The organism is Paenibacillus sp. IHBB 10380 (assembly GCF_000949425.1).
Taxonomy (GTDB): Bacteria; Bacillota; Bacilli; order Paenibacillales; family Paenibacillaceae; genus Paenibacillus_AQ.
Genome location: NZ_CP010976.1, coordinates 4364278 through 4383208 on the forward strand (window position 1 = coordinate 4364278; position 18931 = coordinate 4383208).

The window sequence follows — 18931 nt, forward strand, 5'->3', positions numbered from 1 at the left end:
CTGTCGTTCATCCTATTCATTTACTCCGCTTTTAACTCCAATAGGGCATCACGTAACTCAGCCGCCCGTTCGAACTGTAGACTCTTCGCAGCTTCCTTCATCTCAACCTCAAGTCGCTGAATGAGTGATTGTCGATCTTTCTTCGACATCTTCTCTGTACTGCCCGTGAGATAATCCGCCTTCGATTCAGCCACTTTCGTAGCCTCAATGACATCTCGTATTTTCTTACGAATACTTTGCGGTGTAATTCCATGCTTCACATTGTAAGCTTCCTGTATTACACGTCTACGGGCAGTCTCTGTTATTGCTTTGTTCATAGAATCTGTTATTCGATCACCGTACATAATAACTCGACCTTCTGAGTTACGTGCGGCACGTCCACTTGTCTGAATTAAGGAGCGCTCTGAGCGCAGGAACCCTTCCTTATCTGCATCTAGAATGGCAACCAGAGATACCTCAGGTAAATCAAGCCCTTCTCTTAATAAGTTAATACCCACTAGGACATGAAATGTACCAAGCCGAAGATCCCTTAGAATAGATATTCGCTCCAGCGTCTTGATATCGGAGTGTAAATACCTAACCTTAATACCAATCTCCTTCAGATAATCCGTTAAGTCCTCCGACATCTTCTTCGTCAGCGTTGTAACAAGGACCCGCTCATCGCGTTCAATCCTTAGTCCAATCTCATGGATAAGATCATCAATCTGTCCCTTCGTTGGACGAACCTCAATGATAGGATCAAGGAGCCCTGTAGGACGGATAATTTGCTGTACCATGGTCGGACAATGCTCTAATTCATAGGGTCCAGGTGTTGCGGATACATAGACGATCTGAGTCACCTTATCTTCGAACTCCTCGAATTTCAGTGGGCGATTGTCTAGAGCTGAAGGCAAACGAAACCCATGGTCTACAAGAACGGTCTTCCGTGCACGGTCACCATTATACATCGCCCGAATCTGCGGAAGTGTCACATGTGATTCGTCAATGACGATTAACATGTCATCTGGAAAATAGTCCATGAGTGTATAGGGAGTTGCACCCGGTTCACGAAAAGTTAACGGACCCGAGTAGTTCTCAATACCAGAACAGAATCCTACCTCATTCATCATTTCAATATCATAACGTGTGCGCTGTTCCAGTCGTTGAGCTTCTAGAAGCTTCCCTTCAGAACGCATCACGGCTAGCCGTTCTTCCAGCTCACGTTCAATGTTGACGAGCGCCACTTTCATCGTCTCTTCCTTCGTTACGAAGTGAGAAGCAGGAAAGATGGCTATATGATCGCGTTCACCGACTAACTCACCTGTGAGAACATCAATTTCTGTAATTCTCTCAATCTCATCCCCGAACAACTCCACCCGGACTGCATGTTCTCCTTTAGAAGCCGGGAAAATTTCTATAACATCACCACGCACTCGAAACGTGCCCCGTGTGAAACTAATATCATTGCGTTGGTACTGAATATCAACAAGCCTGGATAGAATCTGATTTCGAGGCTTCTCCATCCCTACTCTAAGGGATAATAATAAATCAGAATACTCTCGTGGTGATCCCAAACCATAAATACAAGATACACTAGCTACGATGATTACATCACGTCGTTCAAATAAAGAACTCGTAGCGGAGTGCCGAAGCTTATCAATCTCATCATTAATGCTAGAGTCCTTCTCGATATAAGTATCAGATGAAGGGATATAGGCCTCAGGTTGATAATAATCGTAATAACTAACGAAATAATCAACTGAGTTATTAGGAAAGAATTCTTTGAACTCACTAGCTAACTGCGCAGCCAACGTCTTGTTATGTGCAATAACCAGCGTTGGTCTATTTAACTTCGCAATCGTCTGTGCCATAGTAAACGTCTTCCCTGTCCCTGTAGCTCCTAGTAAGGTCTGATGTTTCTTCCCCTCGCCAATTCCCTTCACCAATTCAGCTATCGCATTGGGCTGGTCGCCTTGAGGAGAGTATTCCGACTCAATCTCAAACAATTTATTGCTCATCACAATATCGCTCATTGCCCAATATCACCCTTATCATCTAAAATAGTTAAAGTATATGTCGAACTTTCCCGATAATTATTTCATTGGGAAAAATAATATATATAAGAATATCTGTTCCCATTTATTATACTCGGATCAGATTATGGATGCAAACCCTAAGTTATGGATTGGAGAGGTTCACAAGAATGGATATCACAACACTTATCGGTATACTAGCAGGGCTTGGTGCTCTGATAGGAGGTTTTTTATGGGAAGGGGGACAAGTTACAGGTTTATTTCAAAAGACAGCTGCACTCATTGTATTTGGCGGTACATTCGCTGCCGTTGTAATCAGCTTTACTTCTGCAAGACTCAAGACCATTCCCCATGCCATACAATTTGCTTTCAATCGCCACAAGGGTGATATGAATCAGCTCGTGGAGGATCTTGTTGATATGGCTACTACTGCACGACGTAGTGGCGTCCTTGCCTTAGAACGTATGTCTCAGAATCATCCTGATGCATTTCTTCGTGAAGGGATTCAATTGGTCGTCGATGGCACGGATCCTGAGACTGTTAAGCAGCTTCTAGAGTTAGATATCAATGCAGTAGAGAAGAAGCATGAAGGTTATGCCAGTATTTTCGAAGCTGCTGGTGGCTATGCCCCTACTATGGGGATTATCGGGACCGTTATGGGACTGATTCATGTGCTTGGTAATCTTTCAACACCTACGGATCTCGGGCCCTCTATTGCGATAGCATTTATAGCAACGCTATATGGTGTCGCCAGTGCTAATATTATCTTTTTGCCCATTGCTTCCAAAATTAAATCCCGAAGTGCAGATGAAATTCAAAACATGGAGTTCTTGCTTCAGGGAATACTCTCCATTCAGAATGGAGATCACCCTCTCATTGTACGTAAGAAGCTAGGCTCTTTTGTCTCTACGGAAGACCGACCTATGCCTCTATTCAAGGGGGATTTTGATGAGAAGAATGACTGATCGCCAAGCTCGCCGTAGAGCTGGTAATCGTGAGAATAACCGCGATCGCTGGCTCATTACATATGCGGACTTGATTACGCTATTGCTAATCTTTTTTGTCATGATGTACGCCATGAGCCATCTGGATACCGAGAAATTCGACGTTGTGAACGAGTCGTTACAGTTAACATTTAAATCGGGTGACTCCATACTCGAACAAGGCTCTGGGCTAACCGGTACGGCGGATAACTATAAACATAAGAATCCCGATGTAGAGACTAACCAGAGCACAACGAATACAAACCAAGAGCCTTCAGGTTCAGAAGATTCAAAAGATGCAGATGAGCCTAAAGAACTTACAGAACGCGAACAAGCTTTTCGAAAGCAGGAACAAGAATTACAAAGTTTAATGTCGGTCATCTCTAAATATGTCTCCGACAATGAGCTTGGAGATCAAATATTCGTAGCAGACAAGCCACAAGGTATCTCCATTACACTCAGTGATCGATTCGTGTTCGATACAGGTAATGCCGATCTTAAGCCTAGTTCCGAACCTGCTCTAGCTAAGCTAGCTAGTCTGTTCCACAATCTAAACACAACGGTGAGTATTGAAGGTCATACGGATAACAAACCGATTGTATACTCACCTAAATATCGAGATAATTGGGAATTATCAGGTGCTCGCGCCTTATCCATTCTAAGATTCTTCCTTGACGAGGAGAAGCTTAGTCCTGATGGATTTCAATATGCAGGTTATGCCGATACTCACCCTGTAGGGGACAACGCCACAGAACTTGGACGTCAAACCAATCGTCGTGTAGAAATTATCGTGCTTCGTCAACTACAAGAGGAATAACAGACCAAGCTATGATCTCAGCTAAACTAGATACACTATAAGGTAACCCAACCCAAATAGTAAAAAAGGCCGTCCCTAGAGCAGATCATTTCTGCTTATGGAGACAGCCTTTTTTTCTTAATAATCTCTGTGAAAATAACACGAATGTGTTAGACAGCTTTCGACGCGCTACTGTAACCCTACCCATTATTCCTCTGTAAATTAAATCGACTTTCCTGCTTCGCTAGGTCTTAGAATAGCAGATCCAATAGCTAATAAAATAATAGCCATAAGTCCTAATATGGAAAGAGGTAACCAAATATCAGTCAAATGGCCTCCAGAGGCAATTCTCTCAACAGCCTCAATCGTCCACTTTTGTGGAATGAAATTAGCTATTTTTTGCATATAATCCGGCATAAATGACAACGGCCAGAAGCATCCACCAAGCATGCAAGTCGGTGTAATAATCATGGAATTGAGCATACCTGCCTGATCGGGATTACGAATTAATCCAGCGACTGCGCTAGCGATGCCCATCGCAACAAACATGAACGAAGCCAGAATTAGAAAATGGGTAAAGAAAGGTATCTCATAATTGTACTTTAACACCCAGCGACTTAAACTTAGAATGACTAGAATTTGTAGAACACCTACAAAGAAACTGCCCAGTACATTCCCCAGTGCAATCTCATAGGAGCGAACAGGTGCAGTAAACACTCGTGCCATCGTTCGATGCTTGCGATCATCCAGTATCATTTTCACCGTACTCGTCACAAGTCCCATCATAAACATCAACGTAAAGCCTGTCACATTATTTAATCCAGGTTTTGCGTATAAGTTATAATCAATTCGCTCTGCTCCGATTCTATGTTTACTAATTTCATTTAAGTTTTGTTCAAACAGCTCCAATGAACTTCCAGAAGAGGAAGAATGATTAGCAATAATTGTTGCTGTCTCAGCTAACTGAGTCATCATGGCGTTAATAATACTTTTGACAGTATATGTTGCTTCATTAGCTGACAGTTGAAACATATTTACTTGCTTGGCGTTGCCTTGAAGTAAATCATTACTAAAATCAGCAGGAATAAGTAACCCGAGTGTAGCCTTTTGCTGCATAACGGCTTCCTTGAGCTCTTCCTCTCCATTCAGTGATTTCAGTACATAGTCATTATTTCTAGACAGCTCATTCAGAAGATGCTGCCCTGCAGGTCCCGTATCCAAATTAACATAAGAGATTTCCACACTCATAGTGTTCTCTTGACCTAGTAAAGCCACTGCTAAAGATACAACAATACAAGGTAAAATAATATAACCTATGAATCCTTTTCGGGTACCTATGATACGTCGAATCATATGCCATGCAATAGTTAAGCTATTCATGATAACCCACCTTTCGATAGACAACAAAAGTAGATGCTACCAAGGCAGCACACATACTAGCGAGTACAAGGATACTCGGAATAATATCAGATGGATCAGCATGTAACATGATACGAAGGATACCCTGTAACCCCCAATGGTTCACTGTAAATTGACTTAACAACTGAATGAACTCTCCCGGTATAGGTGTGAAGCCCCCACTGAGAAAGGTCATCAATATAATAAGAACCTGCATGATACTATTTGCACTTGAACTCGTCTTAACACTTAACGCTACTAAACAAGCTATTGCCATGGATATGAAGACTAATAAGATACATACGATCATTAATAATAGCGGACTACTACCCCAATCTACGCCGTACACTAGGGAAGACACGGTGATGATCACACCCGCTTGAACAAGAGCCACCACGCTGCTACCCAGCATTTTCCCTATGAAAATGTGTGCGCCAGATATGGGCAACGATTGTAAGCGATACAGCGTGTGATTGTCCTTTTCATTAAATAGACTTTCGCTAGCGGTACTCCCTGCATACAAGAGAAACATAATCATCATCGCGCCTGCATAATACTGAGAAGCAGAATAGGATGTATTGTTATCGCTCAATTTCCCAATATTAACGTATGTTGGACTGCTCATGATAGAGCTAGCCTCACCTGTTTGCTTCGGCACATGAACTCCTAGTGTAGCCGACAACACCTGTTGATGATTAATTCCATCTAGAAAGGAGTCGAACACGGTTCCCGCCACTAAATTATTCACGCGATCATTTCCGAGCATCAGCTCAAGCTTCGCTTCCTTCCCACTCATCACTTCTTCGTTGAAAAATGGAGGAATAATGACCGCATAGTCAGCTTCTCCTGCACGTAATAATTTCTCTGCAGCCGCCTTACTTGTTGCTTGTTTCTGTATAATTATCGTTGATATATCAGGCGATCGTAGATAAGCATTAAACGCTATAGATATGGGTCCATCTACCTCATTTCCGACCATAGCTACCCTAACCGGGTCGGGCGTAATATCTTCTTTATCATTATTAAAAAAAGACGCCAATGCAGACCCTAGAATAAAAATTAATATCAAAGGTAGCACGAATAGATTCAGAAGTACGGTCCGTGTCCTAAGCATTCTTCGCAGTTCACTCATGGCAATAATCCAAATATTATTCAAAGCTTTCTATCTCCCTTCTAATCACGTAGTGTACGTCCCGTCAAATTTAGAAAAAGAGTCTCAAGATCAGACTGCTCACACACTAGCGATTGAATGGTTACCTCATGTTTGGCACAAATAAAAAGAATATCTTGTAAATCATGCTGAGAGGATGCTACGTAAAGTTCTAACGTATCCATTTCTTCATTTAATGACACTTTAGAAAAGCGAGGATGAAGCTGTAACTCATCCATGGCACTTGGTTCGATGTGTGCAGCCTTAATGACAATCTTCTCTTCACTCGACACCCGCTCACGTAGTTCCTGTTGTGTACCACAAGCAATAACATGTCCTTGATCCATAATGGCCACGCGATCGCTAATAGCGGCTACCTCTTCCATGTAATGACTCGTGTATATAATGGTTGAGCCCATCTTATTTAATGTCCGAACCGATTCCAGAATATGATTCCGTGACTGCGGATCAATGCCGACAGTGGGTTCATCCATTATGATCAACTTCGGATGATGCATAATGGCACAAGCGATATTAAGCCTTCTTTTCATTCCCCCAGAGAATGTAGCGGGCTTCTCCTTAGCTCGGTCCTGCAAACCTACGAACTCTAATGCTTCTACTACTCTCTCTTGCAGCAACTTCCCCCTTAAACCGTACAGTTTTGCAAAAAAAGAAACATTATCACTAGCAGACATCGACTCATATAACGCCAAATCCTGCGGAACAAGTCCTATTCGTTTCTTCACATCCAAAGGTCGATCTTTTACAGAAATACCATCTACCCTGATATCCCCTTGATCTATCTTCAAAAGTCCACACATCATATTTATAGTCGTACTCTTACCCGCTCCGTTAGGACCTAACAGTCCGAATATCTCCCCCGCCTGTATCGTTAAATTCAAATGATCCACTGGTAGCTTACTACCATAGCGCTTTACTACATTGTTCAATTCTACGAACGCCATAAGTCTTCTTCCCTTCATTCTTTATTTCTTTAACCTCATTGTAATGGAGATGATGTGCGAAGTAAGGTACGAAAGGTCATGAATAGATGGTGACGAAAGTCATCTGCTGTACCCCCTAATGCCTATGCTATAATGAAGCCAAATAAGTCATTGCCTACTACGAATCAAAGGATGTTATATGCCTTGTCCACTCAACTAAATATGTTGCGTTACAGCTTAATTGTCATTCCTGCTTGTCTCTCCATCTATATATACTCATATGACAATTACGGTATTTACACCCTATACATACTCCTATATTTGAATCTCGCCGTACTGGATCGATTCGTACATTATCCACCTATAAAAAGATTATTCTTCATTGTAGAAATGCTTTTCTCCACCTGGTTATGTACTCGTTATGGAAACTTAATACTATTTATTTCGCTATCTTCGCTCTGCTCCTATATTACAATGTCAGGCCGTATGCTTCGCTTCGTCATGCTGGGTCTTCATTTGTTGTTACTGAACATCGCTCTGGGATTTGAGCAGCCTGAGTGGACATTCTGTCTAAACGCGATCTTTGTTATCACCTCAATTTTGTTATTGCAGCTACAGGACACAGTAGATAGCCGGGAAGAGATTGTCCAGCTCTATGACGAACTTCGTAAGAAATACTACGAACTAGATGAGAAACGAAGTCAACTTATACAATTCAATCATCAGGTAGAGGCGGCAGCCCAATCCGGAGAACGAAATCGAATATCAAGACAACTACACGACGATATCGGTCATAGGCTGATCAGAGTTAAAATGATGATGGAAGCGGCCATTCACACCCTCCCTACGGATAGTGCACGAGGTATGGAACTTATGCTACAGATTAGAGATCAAGTAGCCGCCAGTATGGATGATATGCGCAATACCGTCAAACAGATGCGGCCTGCTACTTCCTTGGCTGAGGAATATGCGCTAGATCGACTATTAGAGAATACGGGCCGAGAAACAGGCATTCATACAAGCCTCCTCTATGAAGGTGTTCCCTTCACCCTTTATCCAAGCAGTCAAATTGTATTCTACAAAAATGCTCAAGAAGCACTTACGAACGCCCTTCGACACGGCCATGCTACATCTGTAAAGATATTAGTCGTTTACGGTGATCGAGAAGTATCTATGGCAGTTAGCAATAATGGAGAGATTACTGCAGCACATTCAACAAGTCAACGACAGCAAGGTATGGGTCTGAGTGGAATGCAGGAACGAAGTAAACTTATGGGGGGCGACATACATATTCAGTGGGAATATCCATTTACGATTGTAACGAAGCTACCTATTTACCGGAATCATGGAATACTATAGAAAAGAGTGGATTATAAGCGATGATTTCCTTACTTATTGTAGATGATGATGCCTTCATTCGAGAAAGCCTCAAAATGCTACTTGCCATGGATCAAGATGTTGAAGTCGTAGGGACAGCAAGCCATGGCTTTGAAGCTATGGAGCTGATGCAAGCGGGGTTACAAGCCAATGTCATATTGATGGATATTCGTATGCCAGTGTGCGACGGAGTAGAAGGAACTAAAGAGATCAAAAAACATTTCCCTGATACGCGTGTGCTTATGTTAACAACCTTCGATGACGATGAGTTTATTATTCAAGCTTTACAGAATGGAGCCAGTGGATATCTACTGAAGAACATCGCTCCTGATCGCATCATTCAAGGAATCAAAACAGTCCATGACGGGGACATGCTCATTCATCCTGATATTGCCCGTAAACTCACCACTTTTCTCCGGCCAATAGAGCCAATCCTTCAACCTACCTCTGATCGCTCTAATTCAGACAGATGGATCCGTTATGGATTGACCAAAGCAGAGATGAGCATCGTGAGCAATATATCCGAGGGGTTGTCTAATAAAGAAATCGCCCAGAAGCTATTTCTGAGCGAAGGTACGGTAAAGAATTATATAACAGACATTTTAAGTAAGTTGGAACTTCGAGATCGTACACAAATTGCTATATTATATCTTAAACATCCTAACGGCTAATCTTATGTTTATAATTTAAAGGTTTCCCGCTCTACCTTCGGCTCCACAAAAGGGGGTGGATTATATTCCACGGATTCAGAGCGATGCCGTGTATTTAACTTCATTCCGATAATCTGATAAATACTAACCGGTCTCATGCTTGCTACAATCGTCAAATCCTGATCTGGGGCTAGAATAACACCCAGTTGGTGATGATCCCCTGCATAGATAGCACGTTGTAAATATTTACTTTCACCTGCGATGTTCTGCACTTCTAATTTACAAAAAGCAGAATTCATACGCAACGCACTATGTAGCTGCTCTTTCGTCCGGAGAACAACCCCATTCACCTTCAGTATCGTTTCTCCTGGCACAATACCGAGTTCCTCTGCTGGGCTATCTGGCACAATAAAGAGAACTCGAAGTCCTTGCGAAGGGTGAGCGAAGAGTGAGCTTCGCTGTTGCTCCTCATAGCGACTGAACCACGATAATGCCTCATGTAGTAAGATACTGGCCAACGCAGCAACAATCATCAGCGGACTCCACCATGCAGAGAGCAAGCTCAGTGCTAGTAAGATCACGGTATATAACATTAACCTCTTGAACCCACTGGATGCTTTCTCCCTTGTTAACATGCTCTGCGTCATTTCACCGAACCCGATAACGACAGGAAGCACGATTAAGCTAAAACCAGTACTCCAACCTTCACCACCTAGAAGAGGAGTCCACGGTAATAACGAACCCGATGTCTGCGCTGGGATGAGTAGGAATAAGGGAATTGGCCAAAAGGCCTGCATCTCATATCCCCCTACAATTTTCCCGCGCTTACTTTCTAAATACAGCGGGCTCGCTAAGTGATCTCCCTGCAACTTCACAAGTATAGCTTCAGCCAGATGAAGAATAGCCGCCAACGTTAATAGCGCAGGCATATCAAGTGATCTTACAGTATCCACTGACGACCCCAACCATCCTGTAGGTTGCCATGAAGGGAAGAAACTAATAATAAATTGGATGATACCGAGAAGACCTGCCGAATAAGCAAAACATAAATAACGTACTCGAACTAACAGCAACAGTAGACTCACAACCCATATACAGATCACTCCAGCTTGGGTTAAGGTAACACCTACAAATGCCATAAGAAGTGAAACTCCGATCCCTCCGGCTAGCCCTCCAATAAGGGTTCGCCAAGTTTGTAACCCCCAGCTATGCATACGTATATGAAACATCTTCCGCTCTAACCCTACCTGACGACGATAAAATAACATAACAAACAGAATTGAAATATAATAAAACGGCTGAATCAATAATTGTACCAACCCGTCCGTCACAAGCCACAACATTTCCAAAGCTACATTCAAGATTAAACCACGCTCCTCTATAATTGACCATAGACTATACAAGGATGACAAACGACTTCGCAGTCCCAAAATTAAAGAAAAAAAGAAGGCTAACGTTCAGCCTTCTTACTTGTTCGACGCAGAAGCCTTTAATTCCTTCTGAATCTCTGCAATCCCTTGCTTCAATTGAGTATCATATTGTGGATCTTGAATGCGTACAATCAGGGCTTTCTCTAGTGCGGTCCCTGTCTTAGCATCGATAATACCCGTTGCCTTCATCTTCTCTTTCGTTTGGAAGCTCTTAACGGCTTCCTGTGTACCTTTATCGAAATATCCATCCGAACGACCCGCTTGATATCCAAGACCATTCAGCATGACCTGAGCGCTCTTCACATCACTATTATTCATGTTAAACTTCAAGTTCTTCTCTTTATTAATTGGGGTAACTGAGAAATAACCCGGCTGAGATACTGCAACGTCTGGTTTAATCCCCTTCTCATGAATCCAAGTACCATCTGGTGTTAACCACTTAGCAATTGTGATCTTAAGAAGACTACCATCACCCATTTGCTTATCAAAGCTCGTCTGCACCGTACCCTTACCGAATGAATTGTCACCCATCAGTATAACGCCTGCAGATTGTTGCAGTGCTCCTGCTAGAATCTCAGATGCGCTTGCACTCCCTTTATTCATTAAGAGTGTCACAGGATAAGACTTACTTGAGCCGTTCGACAAGCTCTTCTCACGCTTACCTTTCTTATCCTCAACTTGAACAATCATTTCACCTTTGGGAACGAACTGTTCTGCTATGTCAATGACGACAGATAGAACGCCACCTGGGTTATTCCGAACGTCAATCACAAGTCCTTTTATTCCCTGCTTCTCTAGCTTGGACAACTCCGTCTTGAAGCGTTCTGCTGTATTGAGGGAAAACTGAGTAATCTCGATGACACCCACACCGTTCTTCTCCATATGTGCATTAACAGTCTCTAAATCCACATCATCACGAACGATATCGAAATCAATAGGTTCAGACACGCCTTCACGTTTCACTTGAATCTTTGCTTTCGATCCTTTCGGACCACGGATCTTCGATACAGCATCATTTAGATCAAGCCCTTTAAGGGGCTCACCATTCACGGATAGTAGCAAATCCTTAGCGTGGATACCCGCTTTCTCAGCAGGTGAACCTTTAATAGGAGATACAACGACCACATATCCATCTTTAGAGGAAACTTCAGCACCAATGCCACTAAACGAACCTTCAATGCTTTCTTCGAATTGCTTCGCTGTTTCTTCTCCCATATAAGTGGAATAAGGATCTTCCAGTGATTGCATCATGCCATTAATCGCACCATCCAGTAGTTTCGTCCGATCAATGTCCTTGTAATAATTGCCTTGGATGAGATCTAAGGCAGCTCCTAGCTTCTTAGACTCCTCTTGCTTCAAGCCACCACCACTAATGCTGGCAAGTATGCCTTCTCCACCTGTAGCTTGTCCTGCAAAGCTTGAACCCGATAGGAACATGGTTAGTAGGCTACCACTGATCAAGGCGATTACCACGAGGAGTGCAGCTGTACGCTTCTTTAACATAGTTCATTCCACCGCCTTTTCTTATGAGACTAAATCTGGTTAGAACCTACATCACTATACTAGTATATGTTCGGCTTGGTTGGAATATTTATATCCTATAGATTGAACTAAAGTTTACACTCCCCAAACGCTATAAATTCTTATACATTAAGATTATGAGGGTTCGTCTTTAGCTCATTCTATATTAGAAAATGAATTCACATATTATAAATAGGGAGCTGGATTCACGGTGCTTCCATTAATACGGACTTCAAAGTGTAAGTGAGGACCTGTGCTCTGTCCTGTAGATCCTGATTCCGCAATTTTTTCTCCACGGCTGACACGATCGCCTTCCCTAACATTGAATCCACCATTACGAAGATGACCATATAATGTCCACATACCGCCACCATGATCAACAATAACAGCATTCCCATATCCACTGAACCATTCTGCCATAATGACTGTTCCTGATTCCGCAGCATGAACCGATGTTCCTTGCGGTACGGCAAAATCTATTCCTGTATGCTTCTTACCAACTTGTCCTGTCACAGGATGTGTCCGAGGACCATACCCAGAGGAAACTCGTGAATTACCTACAGGTAAAAGAAGCGGACCACCATTCCCAATAAAACTAGCAGACGGAGCTGAATTATTCGAGGAGCCCCGACTAGTCGCTGACCTTGATGCCTCTTTAGCCGCTGCCTCTCTTTTTGCCGCCTCTCTTGCTGCCGCTTCTCTTGCTGCCGCTTCTCTCTTGGCTGCCGCCTCTTTCGCTGCTTTCGCGCGAGCAGCTTCTTCCGCTGCCACTAACTTATTCTTCTCTCGCTGAAGAGCCGAACGCTTGGTTGCAAGCGCAACTAGCTTCTGTTCTTGCTCCTCATTGAGTTCATCTGATTCTTGAATTTGTTCATCATACATAGCAATCAACTCATGTTTCTCTTGTTCCTTCTCATCCAGTATACTCTTTTGAGTCTCCATTTCCGAATAGAGTCCCTCCGCTGTAGCATACTGCACTTCAAGTTCCTTTTTCTTATCCAGTACTAACACTTTATCCTTCTTGTGCTCATCTAGCAAATTCTGATCCTGATCCACAATGGTCTTTAGTGTATCCGCACGATCTAAGAAATCGGAAAAGCTGCTAGAGGATAATAACACATCCAAATAAGAAACGGCCCCATCTGTATACATCAGTCTCACACGAGACTCAAGCATGACCTCACGAGATGCTATACGCTCCTCAGCCGCATTCAGTTCAGTAGTAGCATTTGTCAGTTTTTCTTTCGTATCTTCAATTTTCATTGAAGTTACCTCAAGTTTATTACTAACCACCGTAATTTGTTCTAATACATAGTCCAAATTGTTGTTCGTCTTATTCTTATAGTGCTGCGCTTTTTCTTTCTTAGCAGCCACTTTCTCCTTCACCTTAGCCGCTTTCTTAGCTTGTTGCTGTAAAAGCTTCAGTTCATGTTCAACTTCTTTTACTGTTTTTTGTTTAGCGTATCCATCATTAGGTTGAAATATCATAGTTACCAGTATAATAGCGGCTATTAAAGAGGCGATTTTTTTCAAGTTATGCTCCCCATCCTTTTCCAAATTTCATACGTGTATATGTCGTCAACGTCAGCTGATATGGTCCGTGATGTTTCAGTTATACCTTCAAAAATTTACGAATCGAGACGGTGCTTCCCCAAATCCCTATCAACACCCCGAGTGATAACAGAGCTCCCCCAAATAACGGCCAAATCTGCGCTAAAGGAAGTAATTTCAAGCCAGTAAACGCAATATCTCCGCTAATGGCCCCAGTCAATTGACTATAACCAAGGAATAACAACCCAATGGTGATCGCCGAACCAAGAAGTCCGATAAGTGCTCCTTCTATAAAAAATGGCCAGCGAATGAAATAATTCGTCGCTCCGACCAACTTCATGATGCTGATCTCACGGCGCCGAGCTAGAATGGTCACTCGAATCGTATTCGAGATGAGGAACATCGACATCAGTCCGAGTCCTGCCACAAATATAAAGCCTACATTCCGTACAACTCGTGTTATTTTGAACAGCGTTTCTATCGTACCTTCTCCATACTTTACCTTCAGTATCGGTTGTTCCGAGTGGAGCTTATTTAAAGCCTCAATCTTCTCCGCCACATGCGGCACGGTCGTAGGCTCAATGACTTCTATCTTAAGTCGATCAGGCAGAGGATTGTGATCTTTGTTGAATCCTTCAAGTAACGCCTTACCATCTTCGCCTAGGCTTGCCGTGAATTCCTTCAGGCCTTGCTCTTTAAGAATGACTTCGATTTTACTAACTTCCGACATTGCTCCGATTTCTTTCTTGATCGTTTCACGCATTTTTTGATCTACATTCAAGTTCAGGTATGCACTGATCTGCACCTGACTATCTGCTTCATCCGCTAATTGATTAACATTCAGCACTAGTAGAATAAATACACCCAATACAAATAGGGATACGACGATAGAGGTGATAGACGCAATGGACATCCACCCATTACGGAATACGTTCTTGCATCCTTCTCGCAGATGCCGCAAGAAGGTGTTAAAATTCATACCCGTATTCCCCTCTCAACTGATCTCTAACGATGTTCCCCTGTTCAATAGCGATGACACGTTTGCGCATTCGGTTCACGATATCTTTATTGTGGGTAGCCATAACAATGGTTGTACCCCGAAAGTTAATCTCATCAAGCAGCTGCATAATCCCCCACGAAGTCTCCGGATCAAGGTTGCCCGTAGGCTCGTCCGCTATAATCACAGCTGGATTGTTCACGATGGCTCTAGCAATAGCAATTCTCTGCTGCTCTCCACCTGACAGCTGGTCAGGTTCACGTCCTGCCTTGTTCTTAAGTCCAACTAAATCTAGCACTTCCATTACACGCTTCTTCACCAATTTCTTCGGTGCCTCGATAACTTCCATAGCAAAGGCCACATTCTCATAGGCTGTCATTCGCGGTAACAACCGAAAATCTTGGAAAATTACGCCGATATTCCGCCTTACGTAGGGAATTTTGCGCTGCTGTAACTTACCAATGTTAAATCCATTAACGGATATTTGACCCTTCGTTGGAACCTCTTCTCTATAAATAAGTTTCATAAATGTCGATTTACCTGCTCCAGATGGCCCAACAACATATACAAACTCGTTACGGTCGATCTTTACTGTAATGCCTTGAATAGCGTGCGTCCCGTTCTTATATGTCTTCCATACATCTTGCATTTCAATCACATTATCACTTCCCGATCACATAATTAGCCAATATAATTTCGACATGTTCCCTCAAATTACCTTTAAAATAGTTAAAATTCCATCACGTTAATTATTATTGTAACAAACCTGTTACCTTTTGAGTACCAGAAAGTTTTCCACTTCTTATACATATACATAAAAAGGTGTACCAAACAGAAGCGACTTCGCCGTCCCTAAAGGGCCGTTAACCGTTTCTTATATTATAAAAAAATCGCTATAAAGCCAGAAAAAGGTGGGAGTCTTATTTGAAAAAACTTCACATAAGTCTAATCGCTGTCGCTGCAATCATGCTGTTAGGCTCACTACTATTCGGGTATCTCCATCTATATGTGAACCAAGGCACTATTCCCAAAGACGTACAATTGTCAGGTTGGCAAGTAGGTGGAATGAAAAGTGAGGACCTACTTAAGAAACTCAATAACCGATTAAGACAACTAGAGCAACTCCCTTTAAGTCTCCAAATGGAACATCAGAATATCCCAAACATAACGTTGACTCTATCAGAAGCCGGAGTCCGTTATGAGGCAGATTCATTCCGAGAGGCCATTGCACAGCTACAGAAAGGAAGTATGCTTGCGCGTCTCTCGTATCGTTGGAATTTCCAGTCTAACTGGTCAATCACAACATATGTAGATCCTGAGCTATTGAAATCAAAACTTAGTCCTGCTTGGGAAAAGAAGAACTTTGGCGTTATAGTAAACGCATCACGTCGTATAGCGGAGATGGATCAGGTTGTTTATACACCTGAAAAATCAGCAGCACGTCTGGATTGGAAGACGCTATTAAGCAAGTTAACCCTTATTTTTCCTAGAGATTTCACCTTCGTTACAGACACAGCGACAACAGAGTCACCTCTCACCATCGAGCTACCGATTACGATAAAGCACCCTAACATCACGGTGAATAGCTTGAAGCAGGAAGGCATTGAGCGTAAAATCACGGAATTCTCCACAACTCTCTTCTCTAGCAGTTCCGGGAGAATTTTCAATGTGAATTCAGCCGCACAAGCCGTAAATGGCATGATCATTAAACCAGGTGAAGACTTTGATTACAGTAAAGTGATTGAACAAGCGGAATCCAAGTATGGTTTTCAGGAAGCACCTGTTATTATCAATGGCAAATTGGCCCCCGGCATTGGAGGAGGAATCTGTCAGGTGTCGAGCACAGTCTATAATGCTGCCGTCCGTACGGGTATGGAGATCGTTGAACGCCGTAACCATTCTATTCCCGTCAGTTATTTACCCTTGGGCCAAGATGCGACATTTGCTAGTGGGTCCATTAACTTCCGCTTCAAGAATAATACAGGTAAATATTTACTCATTCACGCAGCCGTTGAGGACAGAACACTCACAGTCAAATTTTATGGAACGTTCAGAAAGGACACACAGTACACAATGGAATCTGTCACGGTAGCAACCCTACCTGCCCCGAACAAATATGTGCAGAATGCTACTTTAGCTGTCGGTACTCAGGAAGTGCTCCAAGATGGCAAAATAGGATATATTGTCGAAACTTTCCAAGTCAAAAAAGTCGATGGTGCCGTTGTCGATAAAACGAGAATCTCCCGCGACACGTACCGCCCACAGAACCGACTCATCGCAGTTCATCCTGAACCTAACAATAATGGGGCTACTCCATCGCCTCCATTAGAATCCATTGTCGAAGATGGCATCAGCACCCCTTAGAATGAAAAATGCGACACTCCATCATGATTACCGTCCTGAAAGGACTACGGATGTCTGTCGTTTAGATTAATAGTAACCAAGAGTTTAGACTCATCAACGGTTTCCAGCTGAAATCAAACAGCGCGCGTCGATGAAGTATCGACACGCGCTGTTTGATTAACTTTTTTCTAACTCTGTGGTGGAATCCACTTCTTAATTTTATACAGTCGCCATTTACCATCAAAGTCATGATAGAGCGTAGCCCAATCATTCCCCTGCTCGAACATGTCAGGGTACAGTGTATTAATTGCACTCTTTGGTATGCCGGGCAGTGGCTTCGGAATTAGAATGTAATCAATATCCTTACCCGGAGGATCATTCAGTGCCGTTTCAAATATATAATCACTAGTAATCACATACCTTTTCAAATTCTGACTACTCACCAGAAGGTTATAAGCCGAATAAGAGTCTGTCAGAATATTCGTATTATCGTCTAAATGGTTATCGATCCAAGCTCCCACTGATCTATCCAGTGCCTGCTCCTCGAAATGTTCATTCTCCGCCATATTAATAAAGTTGTTCTCGTCTGGCGCTATATTCGGATCTGTCATAGCATACGACAACAGTCCTGCTGTAATGAGCATACTCAATACGACTACAGCAAATGCCAGTTTCCTTCCCCGATCACGCACAAGGCTTAACTCGTACGGTAGCCATGCAACCGTAATGGGGAACACATACATGAAGTATCGGAACCATCCGAAAGATGACTCTCTCATCAATAGTAGAAATTGTAGTCCCGGTACTGAAATGAATATAAGCAGGAGTATGAGCGTACCTCCCTGAAATAATCGCTTAGTGAACAGACGGATGAGCAATACGGCAAACAATGGCGCTGAGTACCATAGTGTCTTACCTGCAATAAATTTCAGAGCAAGCCATGGACTATTGAACAACTCGACAAAGCTCTGATCACTTTGCAATTGACCTGATTGAGCCACATTAGAATACTCTGAGTTCAGAAAGTAGAACGGGTTATCCATAATAATATAATTAAAGAAGATCCATAGAAGGCCTGAGAATACGGCAGGTATTAGCAATAATATCCAAGTGGCTTCTACCTTATACGCTTTTTCCCTAAGTGTAGGACCCGGTGAATGATAATTCCGATGCATCCAGAACACAGCTATAACAACGCCTACCGCCAAAGCCACACCCAGTGGAACAGCTTCATAACGAGTCCAGAAGGCCATAGCGAGGGCAAACGCTGAAAAGATCAGATTGCCCGTGCTCCGTGATTTCAGCCAGAAGCAAAATTCAATGATCGTGTACATCACGAAATAAATATAAGGCGCATCACTAAGTCCGTTAGCTCCAAACAAGAACACAAACGGATTCAAGCTATACAATAAAGCAATCGTCAGGCTCATACCCGCGCCAAGCCCCAACTTCCTACCCGAGCTATACAATAACACTGAAGTCAATGCAGCGAAGATGCTGCTCATGAGAACTGCCGCTAATCCATAAGTAGCTAGCGCAGGCATAATCGGATAAAATACCAGCAAGCCTAGCTCCATCAAACTGGGCAATGGATTCCATACGAAACCGATGGCTCCCAAGTGTGGATCACGACTGTACAATACATAGAACGCGTTAGCCACACGGCTGATTGCGTCCGAGTGCATATATCCAATGACATAACTGATATAGAATCCTAAAGCAAATTCCGCCCCAAATATCAGAATGAAAAGGAGTATCTTCCATTTTCGTTTCATCAAA

15 protein-coding genes are annotated in these 18931 nt (G+C 42.8%); 5 read left to right on the top strand and 10 right to left on the bottom strand.

All coding sequences use genetic code 11. The features are described 5' to 3' along the window. Window positions 1–20: 20 nt before the first annotated feature. On the bottom strand, window positions 21–2012 hold the full coding sequence (uvrB, locus tag UB51_RS19910) for an excinuclease ABC subunit UvrB (RefSeq protein ID WP_044878779.1): 1992 nt from the start codon (window positions 2010–2012) through the stop codon (window positions 21–23). A 170-nt stretch (window positions 2013–2182) separates the two neighbouring features. On the opposite strand from uvrB, the gene UB51_RS19915 reads away from it, so the two are divergent. Together UB51_RS19915 and UB51_RS19920 are read left to right on the top strand one after the other, a co-directional pair. Next, window positions 2183–2977: a flagellar motor protein gene (locus UB51_RS19915; RefSeq protein WP_044878780.1), complete on the top strand. Its 795-nt coding sequence runs from the start codon at window positions 2183–2185 to the stop codon at window positions 2975–2977. Beyond that, window positions 2970–3812: an OmpA/MotB family protein gene (locus UB51_RS19920; RefSeq protein ID WP_144407125.1), complete on the top strand. Its 843-nt coding sequence runs from the start codon at window positions 2970–2972 to the stop codon at window positions 3810–3812. The genes UB51_RS19915 and UB51_RS19920 overlap by 8 nt, the downstream gene beginning before the upstream one ends. 201 nt (window positions 3813–4013) lie before the next feature. On the opposite strand, the gene UB51_RS19925 is transcribed toward UB51_RS19920, so the two are convergent. Genes UB51_RS19925 through UB51_RS19935 form a run of 3 tightly spaced genes read right to left on the bottom strand, consistent with a single transcriptional unit; the run spans window position 4014 to window position 7304 of the window. After that, window positions 4014–5171, bottom strand: a complete 1158-nt coding sequence (locus tag UB51_RS19925) for an ABC transporter permease (protein ID WP_044878782.1) — start codon at window positions 5169–5171, stop codon at window positions 4014–4016. Further along, window positions 5164–6345, bottom strand: coding sequence for an ABC transporter permease (locus UB51_RS19930; protein ID WP_052676017.1), 1182 nt, complete (start codon window positions 6343–6345; stop codon window positions 5164–5166). The genes UB51_RS19925 and UB51_RS19930 overlap by 8 nt, the downstream gene beginning before the upstream one ends. Before the next feature lie 17 nt (window positions 6346–6362). Further along, a complete protein-coding gene (locus UB51_RS19935; RefSeq protein WP_044878783.1) occupies window positions 6363–7304 on the bottom strand; it encodes an ABC transporter ATP-binding protein in 942 nt (313 codons plus the stop codon). A 183-nt stretch (window positions 7305–7487) separates the two neighbouring features. On the opposite strand from UB51_RS19935, the gene UB51_RS19940 reads away from it, so the two are divergent. Both UB51_RS19940 and UB51_RS19945 read left to right on the top strand, forming a co-directional pair. Continuing rightward, entirely contained in the window at window positions 7488–8642 is a 1155-nt protein-coding gene (locus UB51_RS19940; protein WP_052676018.1) for a sensor histidine kinase, read from the top strand. A 20-nt stretch (window positions 8643–8662) separates the two neighbouring features. After that, window positions 8663–9331, top strand: a complete 669-nt coding sequence (locus UB51_RS19945; protein ID WP_044878784.1) for a response regulator transcription factor — start codon at window positions 8663–8665, stop codon at window positions 9329–9331. Window positions 9332–9339: 8 nt separating this feature from the next. On the opposite strand, the gene UB51_RS19950 is transcribed toward UB51_RS19945, so the two are convergent. The 5 genes from UB51_RS19950 to ftsE form a co-directional block, all read right to left on the bottom strand. After that, window positions 9340–10671, bottom strand: a complete 1332-nt coding sequence (locus tag UB51_RS19950; protein WP_234405478.1) for a PDZ domain-containing protein — start codon at window positions 10669–10671, stop codon at window positions 9340–9342. A 105-nt stretch (window positions 10672–10776) separates the two neighbouring features. Beyond that, window positions 10777–12243: a S41 family peptidase gene (locus UB51_RS19955; RefSeq protein WP_044878785.1), complete on the bottom strand. Its 1467-nt coding sequence runs from the start codon at window positions 12241–12243 to the stop codon at window positions 10777–10779. A 204-nt stretch (window positions 12244–12447) separates the two neighbouring features. Then, window positions 12448–13794, bottom strand: a complete 1347-nt coding sequence (locus UB51_RS19960; protein ID WP_044878786.1) for a M23 family metallopeptidase — start codon at window positions 13792–13794, stop codon at window positions 12448–12450. 79 nt (window positions 13795–13873) lie between these two features. Beyond that, entirely contained in the window at window positions 13874–14791 is a 918-nt protein-coding gene (gene ftsX, locus UB51_RS19965) for a permease-like cell division protein FtsX (RefSeq protein WP_044878787.1), read from the bottom strand. Continuing rightward, entirely contained in the window at window positions 14781–15467 is a 687-nt protein-coding gene (gene ftsE, locus UB51_RS19970; RefSeq protein ID WP_044878788.1) for a cell division ATP-binding protein FtsE, read from the bottom strand. Before ftsE ends, ftsX begins: the two co-directional genes overlap by 11 nt. 266 nt (window positions 15468–15733) lie before the next feature. Between ftsE and UB51_RS19975 the strand changes: the two genes are divergently transcribed. Continuing rightward, a complete protein-coding gene (locus tag UB51_RS19975) occupies window positions 15734–17173 on the top strand; it encodes a VanW family protein (RefSeq protein ID WP_044878789.1) in 1440 nt (479 codons plus the stop codon). 167 nt (window positions 17174–17340) lie between these two features. Here the strand turns inward: UB51_RS19975 and UB51_RS19980 are convergent, their stop codons facing one another. Then, the gene (locus UB51_RS19980) at window positions 17341–18930 is read right to left on the bottom strand and encodes an ArnT family glycosyltransferase (protein WP_445322338.1); all 1590 of its coding nucleotides are present in this window, start codon (window positions 18928–18930) and stop codon (window positions 17341–17343) included. Window position 18931 lies beyond the last annotated feature (1 nt).